General features: G+C 60.3%; 12 protein-coding genes. 10 read left to right on the top strand and 2 right to left on the bottom strand.

Translation table 11 applies throughout. The features are described 5' to 3' along the window. Window positions 1–115: 115 nt before the first annotated feature. Window positions 116–1528 (bottom strand): type I glutamate--ammonia ligase, encoded by a 1413-nt coding sequence (gene glnA / locus ACYQ2I_RS02565; protein WP_460165425.1) that lies wholly within the window; start codon window positions 1526–1528, stop codon window positions 116–118. A gap of 732 nt (window positions 1529–2260) precedes the next feature. Between glnA and ACYQ2I_RS02560 the strand changes: the two genes are divergently transcribed. The 3 genes from ACYQ2I_RS02560 to ACYQ2I_RS02550 all read left to right on the top strand — a co-directional run bounded on the left by ACYQ2I_RS02560 (window position 2261) and on the right by ACYQ2I_RS02550 (window position 5841). Continuing rightward, window positions 2261–3661, top strand: a complete 1401-nt coding sequence (locus ACYQ2I_RS02560) for a DUF1598 domain-containing protein (protein ID WP_460165424.1) — start codon at window positions 2261–2263, stop codon at window positions 3659–3661. A gap of 555 nt (window positions 3662–4216) precedes the next feature. After that, window positions 4217–5329 (top strand): DUF1559 family PulG-like putative transporter, encoded by a 1113-nt coding sequence (locus tag ACYQ2I_RS02555; protein ID WP_460165423.1) that lies wholly within the window; start codon window positions 4217–4219, stop codon window positions 5327–5329. A gap of 68 nt (window positions 5330–5397) precedes the next feature. Beyond that, window positions 5398–5841 (top strand): carboxypeptidase-like regulatory domain-containing protein, encoded by a 444-nt coding sequence (locus ACYQ2I_RS02550; RefSeq protein WP_460165422.1) that lies wholly within the window; start codon window positions 5398–5400, stop codon window positions 5839–5841. A gap of 131 nt (window positions 5842–5972) precedes the next feature. Here the strand turns inward: ACYQ2I_RS02550 and ACYQ2I_RS02545 are convergent, their stop codons facing one another. Further along, window positions 5973–6197 carry a hypothetical protein gene (locus ACYQ2I_RS02545; RefSeq protein ID WP_460165421.1) on the bottom strand — a complete coding sequence of 75 codons (225 nt, stop codon included), beginning with the start codon at window positions 6195–6197 and terminating at the stop codon, window positions 5973–5975. A 193-nt stretch (window positions 6198–6390) separates the two neighbouring features. Here ACYQ2I_RS02545 and ACYQ2I_RS02540 point away from each other — a divergent pair, with 193 nt between their 5' ends. The 7 genes from ACYQ2I_RS02540 to ACYQ2I_RS02510 all read left to right on the top strand — a co-directional run bounded on the left by ACYQ2I_RS02540 (window position 6391) and on the right by ACYQ2I_RS02510 (window position 15682). Beyond that, window positions 6391–7365 carry a glycoside hydrolase family 43 protein gene (locus tag ACYQ2I_RS02540; protein WP_460165420.1) on the top strand — a complete coding sequence of 325 codons (975 nt, stop codon included), beginning with the start codon at window positions 6391–6393 and terminating at the stop codon, window positions 7363–7365. Between the two features lie 485 nt (window positions 7366–7850). Next, complete coding sequence (locus tag ACYQ2I_RS02535) at window positions 7851–8369, top strand: hypothetical protein (RefSeq protein ID WP_460165419.1); 519 nt, start codon at window positions 7851–7853, stop codon at window positions 8367–8369. Between the two features lie 502 nt (window positions 8370–8871). Then, entirely contained in the window at window positions 8872–9747 is an 876-nt protein-coding gene (locus ACYQ2I_RS02530) for an HDOD domain-containing protein (RefSeq protein ID WP_460165418.1), read from the top strand. A 130-nt stretch (window positions 9748–9877) separates the two neighbouring features. After that, complete coding sequence (locus ACYQ2I_RS02525; RefSeq protein WP_460165417.1) at window positions 9878–12097, top strand: PAS domain S-box protein; 2220 nt, start codon at window positions 9878–9880, stop codon at window positions 12095–12097. After that, a complete protein-coding gene (locus ACYQ2I_RS02520) occupies window positions 12094–13236 on the top strand; it encodes an HD-GYP domain-containing protein (RefSeq protein ID WP_460165416.1) in 1143 nt (380 codons plus the stop codon). Before ACYQ2I_RS02525 ends, ACYQ2I_RS02520 begins: the two co-directional genes overlap by 4 nt. Then, window positions 13227–14468: an HDOD domain-containing protein gene (locus ACYQ2I_RS02515; RefSeq protein WP_460165415.1), complete on the top strand. Its 1242-nt coding sequence runs from the start codon at window positions 13227–13229 to the stop codon at window positions 14466–14468. The genes ACYQ2I_RS02520 and ACYQ2I_RS02515 overlap by 10 nt, the downstream gene beginning before the upstream one ends. Next, the gene (locus ACYQ2I_RS02510) at window positions 14465–15682 is read left to right on the top strand and encodes an HD domain-containing phosphohydrolase (RefSeq protein ID WP_460165414.1); all 1218 of its coding nucleotides are present in this window, start codon (window positions 14465–14467) and stop codon (window positions 15680–15682) included. The genes ACYQ2I_RS02515 and ACYQ2I_RS02510 overlap by 4 nt, the downstream gene beginning before the upstream one ends. Window positions 15683–15712 lie beyond the last annotated feature (30 nt).

Raw genomic sequence — 15712 nt, 5'->3', positions numbered from 1 at the left:
AAACGATTCGAGGCCGAAGGAAAACCGCGTTTCCTTCGGCCTCGTTTCTTGCACGATCACCGTCCGATTCACGCAGCCGGTCGAACCGACACGCGGAGTCGACTCGCGTCACCGATTACATGTCGGCGTACAAGCAGAATTCGTAGGGATGAGGTCGCAGCTTCAGGGCGTTGACCTCGTTTTCCATCTTGTACCAAATCCAGGTGTCGATCACGTCTTCGGTGAAGACGTCGCCGCGAAGCAGGAATTCGTGATCTCCCCGCAACGCCTTGAGGGCCTCTTCCAACGACCCCGGCGTGGTGGGCACGTCCTTCAATTCTTCCGGCGACAGGTCGTAGATGTCCTTGTCGAGCGGCTCGCCCGGATCGATCTTGTTTTGAATCCCGTCGATCATCGCCATCAACATGGCGGCGAAGGCAAGGTAGGGATTGCACGTCGGATCGGGGCAGCGGAACTCGATCCGCTTGGCCTTCGGGCTGGCGCTGTACATCGGAATCCGGATCGACGCCGACCGGTTCCGCTGCGAGTACGCCAAGTTGACCGGGGCTTCGAAGCCGGGCACCAACCGCTTGTAGCTGTTGGTCGTCGGATTACTGAACGCCAAGATCGAAGGTGCGTGCTTGAGCAAACCGCCGATCGCGTACAAGGCGGTATCCGACAACCCCGCATAACCGCTACCGGCGAACAGCGGGGTATCCCCCTGCCACAACGACAAGTGCGTGTGCATCCCGGAACCGTTGTCGCCGTACAAAGGCTTCGGCATGAAGGTGACGGTCTTGCCGTGCTTGCGGGCGACGTTCTTGACGACGTACTTGTACAACATGACCATGTCGGCCGTGTGCACCAATTCCGAGAATCGCATGTCGATCTCGGCCTGCCCCCCGGTGGCCACTTCGTGGTGCTGCGCCTCGATCGGAATCCCGACGTCGATCAGGGCGTGCATCATCTCGTTCCGCAGGTCGAACTGTTGGTCGGCCGGCGGCACCGGGAAATAGCCTTCTTTGTAGCGAAGCTTGTATCCGAGGTTCGGCCCCTCGTCGCGACCGCGGTTCCATTGACCTTCGATGCTGTCGACGTAGTAGAAGCCGCAATGGGGAGTTTGATCGTAGCGGATGTCGTCGAAAATGAAGAATTCGCACTCAGGCCCGACGTAGCAGGTGTCGGCAATGCCGGTCGACTTGAGATAGTTGACGGCCTTGCGGGCCACGTTCCGCGGGTCGCGCGAGTAATCCTCCCGCGTGATGGGATCTTGAATGTTGCAGATCATCATCAACGTGGGAATTTCGGCGAACGGGTCGATGGCGGCCGTTTCGGGTTGCGGCACGACCAACATGTCGCTTTCGTTGATCTTCTTCCAGCCTCGGATACTCGAGCCGTCGAAGCCCAAGCCGTTCTCGAAGGTGTCTTCATCGAGGGCCGTCACCGGGATGGTAAAGTGCTGCCACACGCCTGGGAAGTCCATGAACCGAAGGTCGACCGACTTCACACCCTTCTCACGACACAGCGCCAATACTTCTTTCGGAGTCACTGGATCACCACTTCTGTTAAAATAGAGAACCCACGGATCGAATCCGATACGCCCCGCGGTTGCGGCAGCGTTCCTCGAACCAAGTCTTTGCAACCGCGGATTTGCAACCGCCGTACCAAAACGACCGAAACACAAGAAATTCACGACAAGATGCCTGAACTTCGGCCTAATACGGTACTTTCGCTGCCCTAATAATCCGACAAAGCAACGTCGGTCGCCGCGAACACGCCCACAATCAAGGCACTTGGTGCCCAATAACGCAGCAAACGCCCCTGGGGCCGATTATCCCAGATCAAAGCCGGAATGACATCCCCCGTCGAACGTCACTTCAGTGCCGGGAACACGCCGTGCCGCCCCGTCGACCGGCACAATCGCGCCTTTACGTGAAGCCTCCGAGCGACTCGGTCGGTTCAGAATATGCGGACAGCAAGGGAACTTACGGCGGCAATCAAGCGTCAAAACCACTGAGAATTCCTTGCTTTACCCAGTTTGCCCAATTATGATCGAGATGAGTCACCTTTTCTGACTTTTGGTGCCGGAGGATGTGCGACGCGTTCCGGCCCTCGGCGCTTTTCGAGCAGCAAGACATTGGCAAGGTCTTGCGGGCGAAGGCTCTTCGGACGGTTCTGCACAACAAATCCGGATACGACGTAGACTTGGATGACCGAACCGGCACGTTCCTGAGGCGGTTCGGGGAACGATTCGATCACGAGGTTAACGGAGAAGCAACTCATGCGTCGGCCAATCTCGGGCATGTACGCTGTCTTGGGTGTTGCCGCACTCGCGATTGCCGTCGGCGGCCTTTCACCGGTCGCGTTCGGCCAAGGCGGCGGTGGAAACAACAACAATAACGGGGTGGCCGGTATCTTGGTCAATCCCGACGGCGTCGTGCAAACCCGCGTCGTCGCCGATCCCACCGGAATGTTGACGCGCCGGCAAATCGCCGCGGCACGGGCCTCGCTCAACGCCGACGTGGCCAAGCCCACCGCGTTGCGGATGGTTTCATTGCCGCGTTTGGAACGCGCGATCGTCGAGGCCAACGGTGCCTTGACCGACGAGATGAAGTATCTCGCCGGATTGCAGCGCATCAAGTACGTATTCGTTTATCCCGACAGCGGCGACATCGTCATCGCCGGACCGGCCGAAGGCTGGATGACCGATCCGACCGGACGCGTCGTCGGCCTCACGACCGGCCGTCCCGTCCTGCGGCTGGAAGACCTTGTCGTTGCGCTGCGGGCCTATTCGCCCGACGGCAAGTCGACGCAATTGATCTCTTGCTCGATCGATCCCACGCAGGAAGGCCTGGCGCGTATGCAACAGTTTCTTAACAGCGTCGGCCGCATCCTGCCGCCGGGAGGTGAATACCAGGCGGCACAATACATTGCGGCGAACCTGCGGGAATCGCTCGGACCGCAAGAAATCACGATCGAGGGCGTCCCGGCCGACACGCATTTCGCTCAAGTTCTGGTCGAAGCCGATTATCGCATGAAGCTCATCGGCATCGGCCTCGAAAAACCGCCCGTGCGTATGACGACCTACATCGACCGGGCAAGCGGGGCGCAACCGGCCAACGCATTGATGCGGTGGTACTTCGTGCCCGACTATCAGTGCTTGCGGGTCAGCGAAGACGGCAACGGCATGGAACTCGTCGGGGACGGCGTGAAGTTGGTGGGCGCCAACGAGATCGTCGAACAGGACGGTGTTCGCCGAGTGGCAGGCAGCGAATCGCCCGCCTCGAAAGCCTACACCATCAGCTTTACCCGTAACTACAGCCAACTGGCCGCTCGCTCGCCGGTCTATGCCGAGCTGCGGAACCTGATCGACATGGCCGTCGTTGCCGCGTACTTGCAAAAGAACGACGTCTACTCGAAGACCGGCTGGAAGATGGAATACTTGGGCGACGAAACGCAATTCAAGGTCCGCCTGTATCCGGCGCCCAAGAAAGTGGCCACGGCCGTGAACGCCGTGTTCAAGGGCAGCCGCCTGCTGACGCCCGTCGGCGGCGGCGTGCACATCGAACCCGACGAGGCCCTCAAGCCGGAAAACCTCCTCAACGACGAGGAAGGCAAGCTGGCCAAGCTGCACAAAGACCTCGAAATCACGCTGCCCGAAGGCAAATGGTGGTGGGACTGATCCTGCCGCTGCGGCCGAAGGCCGTAAGAAAACGGAAATGAATCGCCGACGACCCTGCCGAGAGCAGGGTCGTTTTTTTCGCGCATGGGGCCGCGACCAACACCGCCCCCTGGGAGGGCGTGCCAAAAATCAGCACACCGCAATTCGAGAAGCCTGCCGGCCACAGCCACAGAAGCCGCCGATTGTATTCTGTCGACAATACAACGGTGGAAAATCAAAAAGCTACCCCCACACCACAGCCACGCACCCTGTGCAATACATGACAAAGCACCCCCCATCGTTTTCAGCTTCAAAATTGTTGACACAATTTGTTCGCTGAAATATCGTGTGCATAGGGCAAGGGAAAAACCATTAGAACGATTGTGTTCCTACGGCGGGATTTCCGCCATCTACCAGGTTTCCGGCTCGCCCCCCTGCGTGCCGACGTCGACGATCGTCCCCCCAACACAAGCGCGGCTATGTAGTGCCCCTCGGCCGAGCGCACCCGACGGCGTTTTGCGGTCGCGGAGGTGGTGTGATTTCCCTGTGCATTTCTGTGGAGGAAGGAGTTATCCCATGATTTTCCCGTCCGCTCGTCGCAGGTCGGCCGGTTTCACACTGGTCGAGCTTCTGGTGGTGATTGCGATCATCGGAATCTTGATTTCGTTGTTGTTGCCCGCCGTGCAAGCCGCCCGCGAGGCCGCACGTCGATCGCAATGCACCAACAACCTGAAGCAGCACGGTATCGCCTTACACAACGCCCATGACATCCATGGCGAGTTCCCGCCGTTGATCATCAACGGTTGGGTCAGCCAGAATCCCAAGTCGGACGGCAGCACGTACGTGTACCGCGGCAAGTACATCGACCCGACCTCGTCGGGCCAGAAGATCACTTACTTCTACTGCCTGCTGCCGTACATGGAACTGCAAATGCTCCATGACGACACCGTTTGGGACAACTGCGTGCTGTCCGAGTCGCGGCAACACCCCGGCAACTGGTTCGACTATGAATCGCCGCCGGTCCTCAAGTGCCCGAGCGATGCCTCACCGCAAGACTGGATCAATTTCGGCGGCTATTCGTGGGTGTTGGGCGGTGCCTTGAAACCGGTCGGTCTGACCAGCTACGTCCCCAGCGCCCAGGCCTTCGGCCAGAAGAACTCGAACGGCTCGATGAGCGTGTGGAACATCGCCTGGGACAATTGCAGCGGTGAAGTTTCGATGTCCGACTTCGTGGACGGCACGTCGAACACGATCGTCGAGGCCGAAAAGCCCATGATCACCGGCGAAAGCATCGTCTACGCCGAGTCGTGGAGCGTCAAAGGCAAGAACGGCAAGACCGACGGCGCCAACGTGTGGGCCAAGACCGATATCGGCCCCGAGGTCCAAGCCTTCTTCGGTTGCAACTGCAACGACCCGAACGTCACCTGGGACAACGAAGAAGGCCAATGGTGGCGCGGTGACTGCAAGTTCACCTACAACGGTCAAACCCGCGAGTTCTTCCAACCCCCGGCCCGCAACCGACCGGAAGACCAACAGATCGTGTGGAACATTTACCCGATCCACGCGGGCGGCGTCGTCAACGTGCTGATGGCCGACGGCAGCGTGCAGGCCGTCAACAACACGATCGACGTCATCGTCTGGTCGGCACAGATGACCCGTCGCGGCGGCGAGACCGAGCATAACAACTGATCGTTCACCATCGGCCGAAAGGACCGACCGCTTTGCCCAGCTTCTACACGGGAGGATTTACAGAGAAGATGAAAGCGTTTCGAATCGCGGTCGCCGTGCTCGTCGCGGCGTTGTGTGCCACGTCGATTTCGTGTTCCGACACGGAACGACTCGACCTGCCCAATGCCACCTTGGAAGGCACGATCACGTACAAGGGCCAACCGGTTCCGTACGCCTTGGTCGTCGTCGTTCCCAAAGCAGGCGGGGAACTTTCGGCCACCGGTAATGCCGATCGCGAAGGGCATTACAAGGTCGAGTACGTCCCCGTGGGCGAGGTCCTGATCGGCGTGAACACCGAAGCCGGCAAAGGAATCGCCATGGAAGAGGCCATGGCCGCGGCGCAAGGCCCCGGCGCCCCGCCGATGCCCAAAATGGTCGAGATTCCGCAAAAGTTCTTCGAGCCGTCGACCTCCGGAATCACCACCACCATCCAAGAAGGGGCCAACACCTTCGATATCGTGATTCCCGAATGACCCGCCGAATCTTTCGGCCTGAACTACGAAGCCCCTTTCGGCCACGACGACCGAAAGGGGCTTTTCACTTGTGATTCGTCCGATGTCGGAAAACAGGGTGGAACCGGCAAACGCGGCATCCGGCCGACGATTCACCGGCCGGGCATGAACACACCGGGCGGCGGGCCCTGCTCTTCCGTGGGCTTTTCTTCTTTGACGGCCGCCCCCCACGAGGTGCCTTTGAAGTCGGCCGGTTTACTCGCGTCGCGCCGACGACTGGGCGCCAACGCAACCGCCAATCCGCCCACGATCACAAAGCCGACCAAGAAATACAATCCGACCCACGTGGCCGTCGCTGCCAACACGAATGCTTGCATGCCTGTTCTCCACACCCGGTGCCGATCCGCGGCCCCGCTCTCTCCTTTTCCGAATCCGCGGGCGCCGTGCGACCGCGTTTTGTTCCCGATTCACCAATTTTCATTGTAAGCAGCCTTGCGACGGGTGAGAATAGTCACACCTCCAACAGTGGTCCTTCCCCGTGCCGCTACCATCCGACAGGAGACCGTTTCGATGCGACATATCTCCAAGCAGCCGATACGAGTCGTCCTTTGCGTGCAGACGGCAGCGGTGGTTCTCGGCTCGATCTGCTTGCCGACTCTCGCCGACGAAACCTACCCCCTGCACGTGGGCGACATTCGCGTTCGCGACCCGTTCATCTTGCCCGTTGCCGAATCGCAAACGTACTACCTGTACGCCAACGCCGCAAACCGGACCGCAGACGCCCGCGGATGGGAATGCTATCGCTCGAAAGACCTCCTCCACTGGTCCCGGCCGACACCCGTCTTCACGCCGCCGGCCGACTTCTGGGGCACGCGGGACTTCTGGGCCCCCGAGGTGCATCGTTATCGGGGAAAGTACTACCTGTTCGGTACACTCAGTGCAGCGGACCGCTGCCGGGGTACACAAATTTTCGAGGCCGATGATCCGCTCGGGCCGTTTCGCCCGCACAGCAAGGACGCCGCAACGCCGCACGATTGGTTTGCCCTCGACGGAACCCTGTGGATCGAAGACGGCAAGCCCTGGATGGTATTCTGCCACGAGTGGGTGCAGATCGGCGACGGAACGATGTGCGCCGTTCGCCTCAGCGACGACCTGTCGAAAACGGTCGGCCCGATCACGACGCTGTTTGCCGCCTCCGACGCCCCCTGGACACGTCCGGTGCGCGACGACGACAAGTACGTGACCGACGGGCCGTGTCTGTATCGCACGGACGCCGGAACCCTTTGGATGCTTTGGTCGAGTTTCACAGACAAGGGATATGCCGTCGGCGTCGCCCGCAGTCGCTCCGGCGGCGTGAGGGGACCTTGGACACACGAACCCGAGCCGCTGTTCATCGGCGGCGGTCACGCGATGCTATTCACCCGCTTCGACGGCACACAAATGCTCGCGCTGCACAGCCCGAACCGCTCTCCCGAAGAGCGCATCAAGTTTTTTGTGCTCACCGAAACGAGCGACCGGCCCTCACTCGCGCCGTGGCCGAAGTAAAACGTCACCGACCTTTTCGGAACGCGATCCGGCGAGGCATTCGCGGCGATTCGTTGTCCACGTTGCACTTCAAGCGTGCAGCCGCCCGAAGGAATCACCGGCGGCATCCTTCGCTGTGCGGTGCGCGGCTCTTGATAGGCGCATTCCCACGCCGATGCGCTGCCATCGGAGGACGAATCGACGGCTTCGGCGAGAGGCTTCCCCTTCGCTTCGCAGTCACTCCCCGTGTGGTGCGTGAGTTCGAGAACACCAAGAAAGCCCGAAAAGGCCGGTGCGCCACGATGGAAACTTCCGATCGCTCGCCCACGGTGCCGGTAACGAACACGCCGTTTCGGCTGTAGAATTGAAAAACGTCTGTCGGCGACACCCAACCCGACAAGAACGGCGCTGTTCGGGCGAATGACTTTCCGCACAAACGCCGAAAGCGTCGTCCGGGCTTCGTGCCGCCGCGACGATCCTCTTGCCTTCACCTCACGCGAGTCGTCATGCCCTTTCGTCAAGCGGAATTCGCCGTTTTACGGCTTGTCGTAGCCGTTTTTGTCGTCTCGTTTCCGGCGGTTTGCGGGTGCGGGCGTTCGGCCGCCGATGCCGACGACGCCCCGGCCACCGGGGCGAACGACCAAACCGCCGACGCCGCCGTCGAAGACCTCGGCCCGTCGCCGTACGGTTCTTGGAAGGTGGTGGAGGCGTGGTACGCAGGCGGGCCGTCGCCCGAACTGATCGGGTGTGTTCTCACCCTCCCTGAGAACGACGACAAGCTGACCTTCGATTCGCCGCAACAGGGCACGTATCGTTTCGCGTATCGGCTCGATCGCCGCAAACGGCACTTCGAGTACACGATTCTCTTCAGCAGGGTCTACGGCATCTACCGAATCGAAGGCGACCGGCTGACATTGTGTCTCGGCAGCATACGTCCCTCAAACTTTCGATCAACACCGGAGAATGAGACGCGCCTGCTGGTTCTCGAGCGGGTAAAAACGTCCGTCGGCGGATCGAAACGGTAACGCGTTCGCTTGCCTTGCGCCGCCAAGACAAGCACGAAGAAACTCGTCTTCCGGCAAAGAAAATATACGATTTGTCCTTCGATCCCCCCTACCTTGCGCGCTGCCGTCAAACACCACAAATTCAGCGCAACCGCCCCTGAACCAGCTCATCCGGGCGGCGAAAGCGGACGAAATACGGGGTTTTTTCTCTGTTACCCCCGCCGGTAGCGGATTCTTCGCCGTCGAGTTCGCGGGTGAATTTTCCCACCCCCAGCCGTCACTTTCCGGCATGACCGGTAGGATCCCCCCAGTCGATCCCGCCTCCTGCGCCACTGATTCGATCGAAACTCCCAGCATCGAAAAGAAGCAACCATACAAACCTTTTCCGGTCGGCCAAGAGGGGAAAATTGTACTAACCTTGAATGAAGAGCCGACGTTTGCATCGAATGTTGGGCGAATCTCGCCGTGCATCGAGCGGCTCCCATGAATTCGCCCCTCGACTTGTCGGACAAGGAGGCAGATAGTGGCTGGAGTAATCTCGTACTCAGGGACGACAGGCCCGGACCTCGAGGCGTTTGTCCGACGCGTCCACGACATCTCGACCATTCCGCAGATCGCCTTGCAAGTCTTGAAGGTGGCGAATGATCCGCTTTCCGGAGCGGCTGATCTGAAGGAGGTCATGGAGACGGACGCCGCCTTGTCGGCCCGCATTCTGCGCTGCGTCAATTCGTCTGCCTACGCCGTCCGCACCAAAATCACGAACCTGCAACAGGCGATCGCCTACCTCGGCCTCAAGCAGATCCGCAACATCGCCTTGACCGCCAGCGTGGCCGAGATGTTCCGGGAAGACCTGGGAATCGAACCTTATTCGCGGGCAGGATTGTGGAAACACCTGGTGACGGTAGGCATCTGCGCGCGGCTGATCGCCATGCGTCGCAAGGTAGCCAATTTCGAAGACGCGTTTCTGGCCGGGCTGTTGCACGACATCGGCATCATTCTGATCGACCAGAATGCTCCCAAGCAGTTCCGCGCGGTCATCGAACACCTGACTCCCGAAAAGACGTTGTCCGAAATCGAACGCGAGTACGTGGGCTTCGATCATTGTCTGGTAGGCGAAGAACTGGGCAAGGCGTGGGGCTTCCCGCCGAACGTCCGCGCGGCCATCAGTCACCACCACGGCTCGCACAATTATCGGGGAGAAGAAATCGACATCGTTCGCTGCGTCGAAGTGGCGAACCTGATTTGCACGCTGAAAGGCATCTCTTCCGTCGGCATGAAATTGCTGCGAGTTCCCGCCGCGGCATTCAAGGGTCTGCAACTGACGAAGTCCGACATCGCCGTCTTGGCGGAAGATCTCGAAAACGAGATTACGCAAAACGCCGCTTTGTATCACCTGTGACCCACCCTGCGCACCCGCGGCATACAGTCGCAGGCGGGCATCGATTCGGCGGCGTTCCGACGCATCGTTCGCAAGGGGGCCACGAGGCGAACCTCGTTCGGTCGACATTGCGAAGAGCGAGGACGGTCCGATGACGGCATTTCTCGACAACCTGGACGACTTGTTGGCCGAGGTAAACCCGATTCTCGGCGAGGATCCCGGCGAGCGGGTGGCCTTGTCGGTCGAGCCCTGGGGGCTTTCGGCCGTGTGGTTGCAATCGCCCGAGGGTGACATACTCAGTCGACTCCAGCTCGACGAAGAAATCCCCGAAGCCGACCTCGAATTCGGCCGTCGTTTCATCCACGAGCAACTCGGCGACGCCGCCGTCGACTGCGCCGTTCTCCCCGGCACCGACGGTCGTTGTCGCGTCGTCGCCTGGCGGCACCTCAGCCGTCGCGGGCCCATCTGGATCGGTTGCCTGGTCGATACCGCCCAAGGCGAAGAGTTGACGTGCGGCTGTACGAAGGATGGCCCGGCACCGGCGGCCGACGTTCCCAAGATTCCCGCCTGGCTGGGCGGGCTTCTTTCCGGCGTCATCTTCCGCCAGCAGCAGGAACTCCTCAAGCTGCAAACTCGCGTCGATCACTTGAAGGTGGAAGTCGCGGCCATGAAGGCCTCGCACACCGAAGCCGTCAATGCGGCCGTCGAAGAACGCGAGGAACGGCTGCGGGAACAGGAAGAACATTTCCGGCAGATCGAAACGATCCTGCACAAGGCAGCCGACGGCATCTTGACCGTCGATCACCAGGGGATCGTCCGGTCGCTCAACGAGGCGGCGGAACGTATCCTCGGCTACGCCCCCAACGAAATCGTCGGCAAACACATCGATACATTGGCGGGCGATAACGGCGAAGAACGTGAAACCGGTTTGTTCAATCGCTTGGTATGTCGCCGCGGTTCGTGCGAACGCAATTGCCTTGAATGCCCGGGGCATACCGAGGAAGTCGTCGTTTTGCGCAGCGATCGCAAGCCGATCACCGTCGAGCTGGCCGTCAGCGAGGTCATGATCGGCACGACGCAATTGTACACGGTGATCTTCCGCGATATCACGCGGCGAAAAGAAAGCGAAGAAGAGCTGCGGCGTCTTCACTTGATGCTGCAATTGATTCTCAATTCGGCAGGCGAAGGCATCATCGGCCTCGACGCCCGGGGAAACATCCTGTGGGTCAATCCCACCGCGGCATCGCTGTTGGGCTGGAATCCCGACGAATTGATCGGGAAACCCATGCACGAAACGATCCACAAGGATGTCGACGGCTCCCCCCTGCCCTCGCCCTGCCCCGTCTGCCACGGTGATTCGAGCGTCGTAGCGTCGAACCCGCTCGACAATCACCTGTTTTGGCGCAAGAACGGAACGCACTTCCCCGTCACGTTCACCAGCCGACCGATGCACGACGGCGAACACCTGGCGGGGCGTGTGGTCACCTTCACCGACGTCAGCGAACGCCGTCAACTCGAAGCCCAACTGCGACAAGCCCAAAAACTCGAATCGATCGGTCAGTTGGCCGCGGGAATCGCCCACGAAATCAATACGCCGACCCAATACATCGGCGACAATATCCGCTTCATCCAAGACTCGTTCCACGATCTCGAATCGCTCTTGCAGCTTTGCCGCGGATTGGCCGAATCCGACTCCGAAACACCTTCGCCCGACGTCCTCGATGCCATTCGCCGTGCCGCCGAAGAAGCCGACCTCGATTACCTGCTCGAAGAGATTCCCTCGGCGATCTCTCAATCGCTCGAAGGCGTCGCACGCGTCGGAAAAATCGTCCGCTCGATGAAAGAGTTCTCACATCCCGGCGGTGACGAGAAACAGGCGGTCGACTTGAACCGCGCTTTGGAGAACACGATCACCGTTTCCCGCAACGAGTGGAAATACGTCGCCGAGCTGAAAACCGACCTGGCCGAGGATCTGCCGCCGGTCCAATGTTTGGCGGGAGAAATCAACCAGGTCTTTCTGAATTTGATCGTGAATGCGGCGCATGCGATCGGCGACAAGCTCGGGGAATCCCCCAAAGAAAAAGGCACGATCACCGTCACTTCACGCCGGGTCGAAGGGGCGGTCGAAATCCGCATCGCCGACACCGGAACAGGTATTCCGCCGGAAAACCTGGAAAAGATTTTCGATCCCTTCTTCACTACCAAGCCGGTCGGCAAAGGTACGGGGCAGGGGCTGGCCATCGCACGCAACATCATCGTGAACAAGCACGGCGGATCGATCGACGTCGAATCGACGCCGGGTGAAGGAACGACCTTCATCGTCCGCTTGCCGCTGGATTCCGAAGAAGCCTCGACGGGCCCCAAGCCATGAACGACAAGAAGCACATCATGTTCGTCGACGACGAGCGTCCCGTGCTCGACGCAATCGCCCGCTGCCTGCGGTCACGGCGTGACGAGTGGGATTTGGCATTCGTCGACGATCCCGTAGAAGCCTGCGATCGCCTCACCGAAGAGTCGTACGACGCCCTGGTGACCGATCTGAAGATGCCGAAGATGGACGGTCTCGAACTGGTCTCCAGGGTCCAGGAGATTCCGCACAACAAGAACATGCCGGTCGTCGTGCTGACGGGCATGGAAGACGACGACCTGAAAGAACGCGCGCTCGAAAGCGGTGCGTTCGACCTGTTGAACAAACCGGTACGGTCGCGGCAACTGACCGCCCGCATCGAAAGCCTGCTCAAATGGAAGGAACGCCAGGACGAACTCGAGCAAATCACCGATCGGCTCAACGAGCAGATCGCCAAACAGCAGGCGTTGATCGCCCGGCAACGGCTCGAAGTCGTCTTTCGGTTGGGAATGGTCGCCGAACACCGCGACACCGAGACGGGCAATCACGTCGTCCGCGTCGCCTGTTTCTCGCGGCTGATCGGCGAAGCCTTGGGCCTGCCGCGCGAAGACCAGCAGATGCTCCTGTTGGCCTCACCGCTGCACGACATCGGCAAGATCGCCGTCCCCGACGCGATCTTGCTCAAGGCCGGTCCGCTCTCTCCCGGCGAATGGGCGCTGATGCAAAAGCACTGCGTCTTCGGTGAGCAGATCCTGCGCGGTCGGGCCTCGGTCATGGCGCCGCTGTTGAACTGGTATCACTGCGAAAGCCCGAGCGACACGATCGATCCTTTGCTGGATACGGCCGCCGTAATCGCCCTGACCCACCACGAAAAGTGGAACGGAACCGGCTATCCGATCGGACTGGCCGGCGACAAGATTCCCCTCGTATCGCGCATCACGGCGGTGTGTGATGTGTTCGATGCGCTCACATCGCGGCGCCCGTACAAGCAGGCGGGCAGCCACCAAGACGCGCTCGACTATTTGCGGCGGGCATCCGGTAGCCACTTCGATCCGCAAATCGTCGCTGCATTCGAACGCCGGTTCGACGACATACTCGCCTTGAAACAACACATCCAAGATTCGGTGGACGCCTTTCGTCTCGAGGACTCGCTATGGATGTAACCAGGGAAACACCCAAAAAACGAATCCTCTTCGTCGACGACGAACGCAAGCTGCTGGACGGCCTGCGGCGCTTGTTGCGCAGCCATCGGCGGGAATGGGACATGCGTTTCGCCGAAAGCGGCGCCGAAGCCCTGGAAATGCTCCAGGAAGCGCCGACCGACGTCGTCGTCAGCGACATGCGCATGCCCGGCATGAGCGGTGCCGAGCTGCTCGAAACGATCCGGCAACGCTATCCGGCCACCGTGCGGTTGATCCTTTCAGGGCAGTGCGACAAGACCTCTGTACTCAAGGCGGCGGGCCCGGCCCATCAGTTTCTTTCGAAACCGTGCGATGCCGAGTTGCTCAAAAGCACCGTCTGCGGCGTGTCGAATTTGCGCGACAAGCTGAAAAACGACGCCATTCGTTCGCGCGTCAGTGCGATCGTATGCCTGCCATGCCAACCGCAGGTGATCGCCGACTTGCGCACCGAATGTGGGAACGCGAACACGTCGATCGATGCGCTGGCCGAGATTGCCTCCCGCGACATCGGCGTGACGGCCAAGTTGGTCCAACTGGTCAGCAGCAGCTTTTTCGGATCGCCGCAGCGAGTTTCGGGCGCGGCGCAGGCTGCGAGATTACTAGGTACCGACGTCATGCGGCCGCTGGTACTCGAAACGGAAGCCCTGCAACCGCTCGAAGCCTCGCCCAAGGCAACGGAACTGTTGACCCTTTTCAACCGCGTACACGAGGCCATCGTGGCAGGCGCAATGAAGATCGGCAAAGCCGAGGGATTGTCGGAGAGTCGGTTGCGCCGCCTGCATCTGGCCGGACGGCTGATGAACGTCGGGATGCTGGTGTTGGCAACGCAAGACATCGACTTCTACATCTCGCTTCTGGAAAAGGCCGTCCGCTACGAAATGGCTTTGCCCGAGGTCGAACGCGAGGTCTTCCAAGCCACGCGCAACGAAGTGGGCGCCTACTTCTTGGCATTGTGGGGCTTGCCGCGCGACGTGATTACCGTCGCCAAGCATGTGCGCACACCGAGTGAGGCCCCGACCGACGACCCCGAACTCCTCGAAGAGATAAGCATCCTGCACGTCGTCGGCTGCGTCATGGATGAAAGCCTGAGCGACCTGATCGGTCGTCCCCAAACACTCGATCGCGAATTCTTGGAACGCCGGGGTTGGACAGAGCGCCTCGAAAAGTGGCAGGACATGTGCAGCGAATTTCAATTTACAGGAGTATCGGCATGATCGAGCGAGTCCTTTGCGTCGACGACGACCCGAACGTCCTCCAGGCGTACAAGCGGACACTCCGCAAGCGGTACGACCTCGAAGTCGCTTTGGGCGGCGAAGACGGCCTCAAGGCCGTCCGCGAATGCGGCCCGTATGCCGTAGTCGTTTCCGACATGCAAATGCCGGGCATGAACGGCATCGAGTTTCTGCGCCAGGTCAAGGAGATCGCGCCGGAAACCGTCCGCATGATGCTGACCGGCAATGCCGACCAAGAAACCGCGATCCAGGCCGTAAACGAGGGTGCCATCTTTCGCTTCATGACGAAGCCGTGTCCGCCCGAAACCTTCTCCAAGATGCTCGATGCCGGCATCGAACAATACCGGCTGGTGACCGCCGAAAAAGAACTCTTGTCGAAGACGTTGGCCGGCAGCGTCCGCGTGCTCACCGAAATCTTGACGGCCGTTTCGCCTCAAGCCTTCGGCCGAGCGTCCCGTGTCCGCGCCACCGTCTCGAAGCTGTGCAAGGCGATGCGCGTGCCGAACACGTGGCAGGTCGAAATTGCCGCCATGCTTTCCCAGATCGGCTGTGTTGCCGTACCCGCCCACATTCTCGAAAAGGTGTACAACGGCGAGGAACTGAAACCTCAAGAACGTGAAATCTACGAGTCGCATCCCAAACTCGCCCGCGAATTGCTGGCCAAGATCCCCCGCCTCGATCGAGTCGCCGAGATCGTCGGTTACCAGGAGAAACACTACGACGGGTCGGGCTTTCCCGAAGATTTCGTGGCCGGTGACCAGATTCCCTTGGGCAGCCGCATCCTCAAGTTGGCCCTCGACTGGGACACCTTGTGCAACGTGGGCCTGAACCCCGAAATCGCCCTGGCCGAGATCAACGACCGCGACGGCTGGTACGACCCCAAGGTCGTCGAGGCCTTCCGCCGCACCCTGAACATCGAAGAGGTGCACGTGGTGCGCCAGGTGAAGATTGCCGACCTGAAAGACGGCACGGTGCTGGCCGACGACGTCGTTTCGGTCCAAGGCACCTTGCTTTGCAGCAAGGGGCAGGTCGTGACACCGGCCATCCGGCTGCGTCTGCGGAATTATGCGATCAATGTCGGAATTTCGAAGCCGATCCGCGTGTACGTACCCGCAAAACAAGCCGTACAAACCGACGACGCCGTCGATTCCTTCGACGACACCTCGATGCAGGAACTGAGCAATCTCTTGGAGTAAGCCTCATCGCACCCCGGTTACGGTTTTCCC

The organism is Thermostilla marina, assembly GCF_054657455.1.
The sequence above is the reverse complement of the archived record's forward strand: the minus strand, read 5'-3'. Positions and strand labels throughout refer to the sequence as shown.

Bases quoted from the DNA above. Each gene is read 5' to 3' on its own strand.
- ACYQ2I_RS02560 (WP_460165424.1), top strand. From the start codon at position 2,261: ATGCGTCGGCCAATCTCGGGCATGTACGCTGTCTTGGGTGTTGCCGCA.
- ACYQ2I_RS02515 (WP_460165415.1), top strand. From the start codon at position 13,227: ATGGATGTAACCAGGGAAACACCCAAAAAACGAATCCTCTTCGTCGAC.
- ACYQ2I_RS02520 (WP_460165416.1), top strand. From the start codon at position 12,094: ATGAACGACAAGAAGCACATCATGTTCGTCGACGACGAGCGTCCCGTG.
- ACYQ2I_RS02510 (WP_460165414.1), top strand. From the start codon at position 14,465: ATGATCGAGCGAGTCCTTTGCGTCGACGACGACCCGAACGTCCTCCAG.
- ACYQ2I_RS02555 (WP_460165423.1), top strand. From the start codon at position 4,217: ATGATTTTCCCGTCCGCTCGTCGCAGGTCGGCCGGTTTCACACTGGTC.
- ACYQ2I_RS02550 (WP_460165422.1), top strand. From the start codon at position 5,398: ATGAAAGCGTTTCGAATCGCGGTCGCCGTGCTCGTCGCGGCGTTGTGT.
- ACYQ2I_RS02540 (WP_460165420.1), top strand. From the start codon at position 6,391: ATGCGACATATCTCCAAGCAGCCGATACGAGTCGTCCTTTGCGTGCAG.
- ACYQ2I_RS02525 (WP_460165417.1), top strand. From the start codon at position 9,878: ATGACGGCATTTCTCGACAACCTGGACGACTTGTTGGCCGAGGTAAAC.
- ACYQ2I_RS02545 (WP_460165421.1), bottom strand. From the start codon at position 6,197: ATGCAAGCATTCGTGTTGGCAGCGACGGCCACGTGGGTCGGATTGTAT.
- ACYQ2I_RS02535 (WP_460165419.1), top strand. From the start codon at position 7,851: ATGCCCTTTCGTCAAGCGGAATTCGCCGTTTTACGGCTTGTCGTAGCC.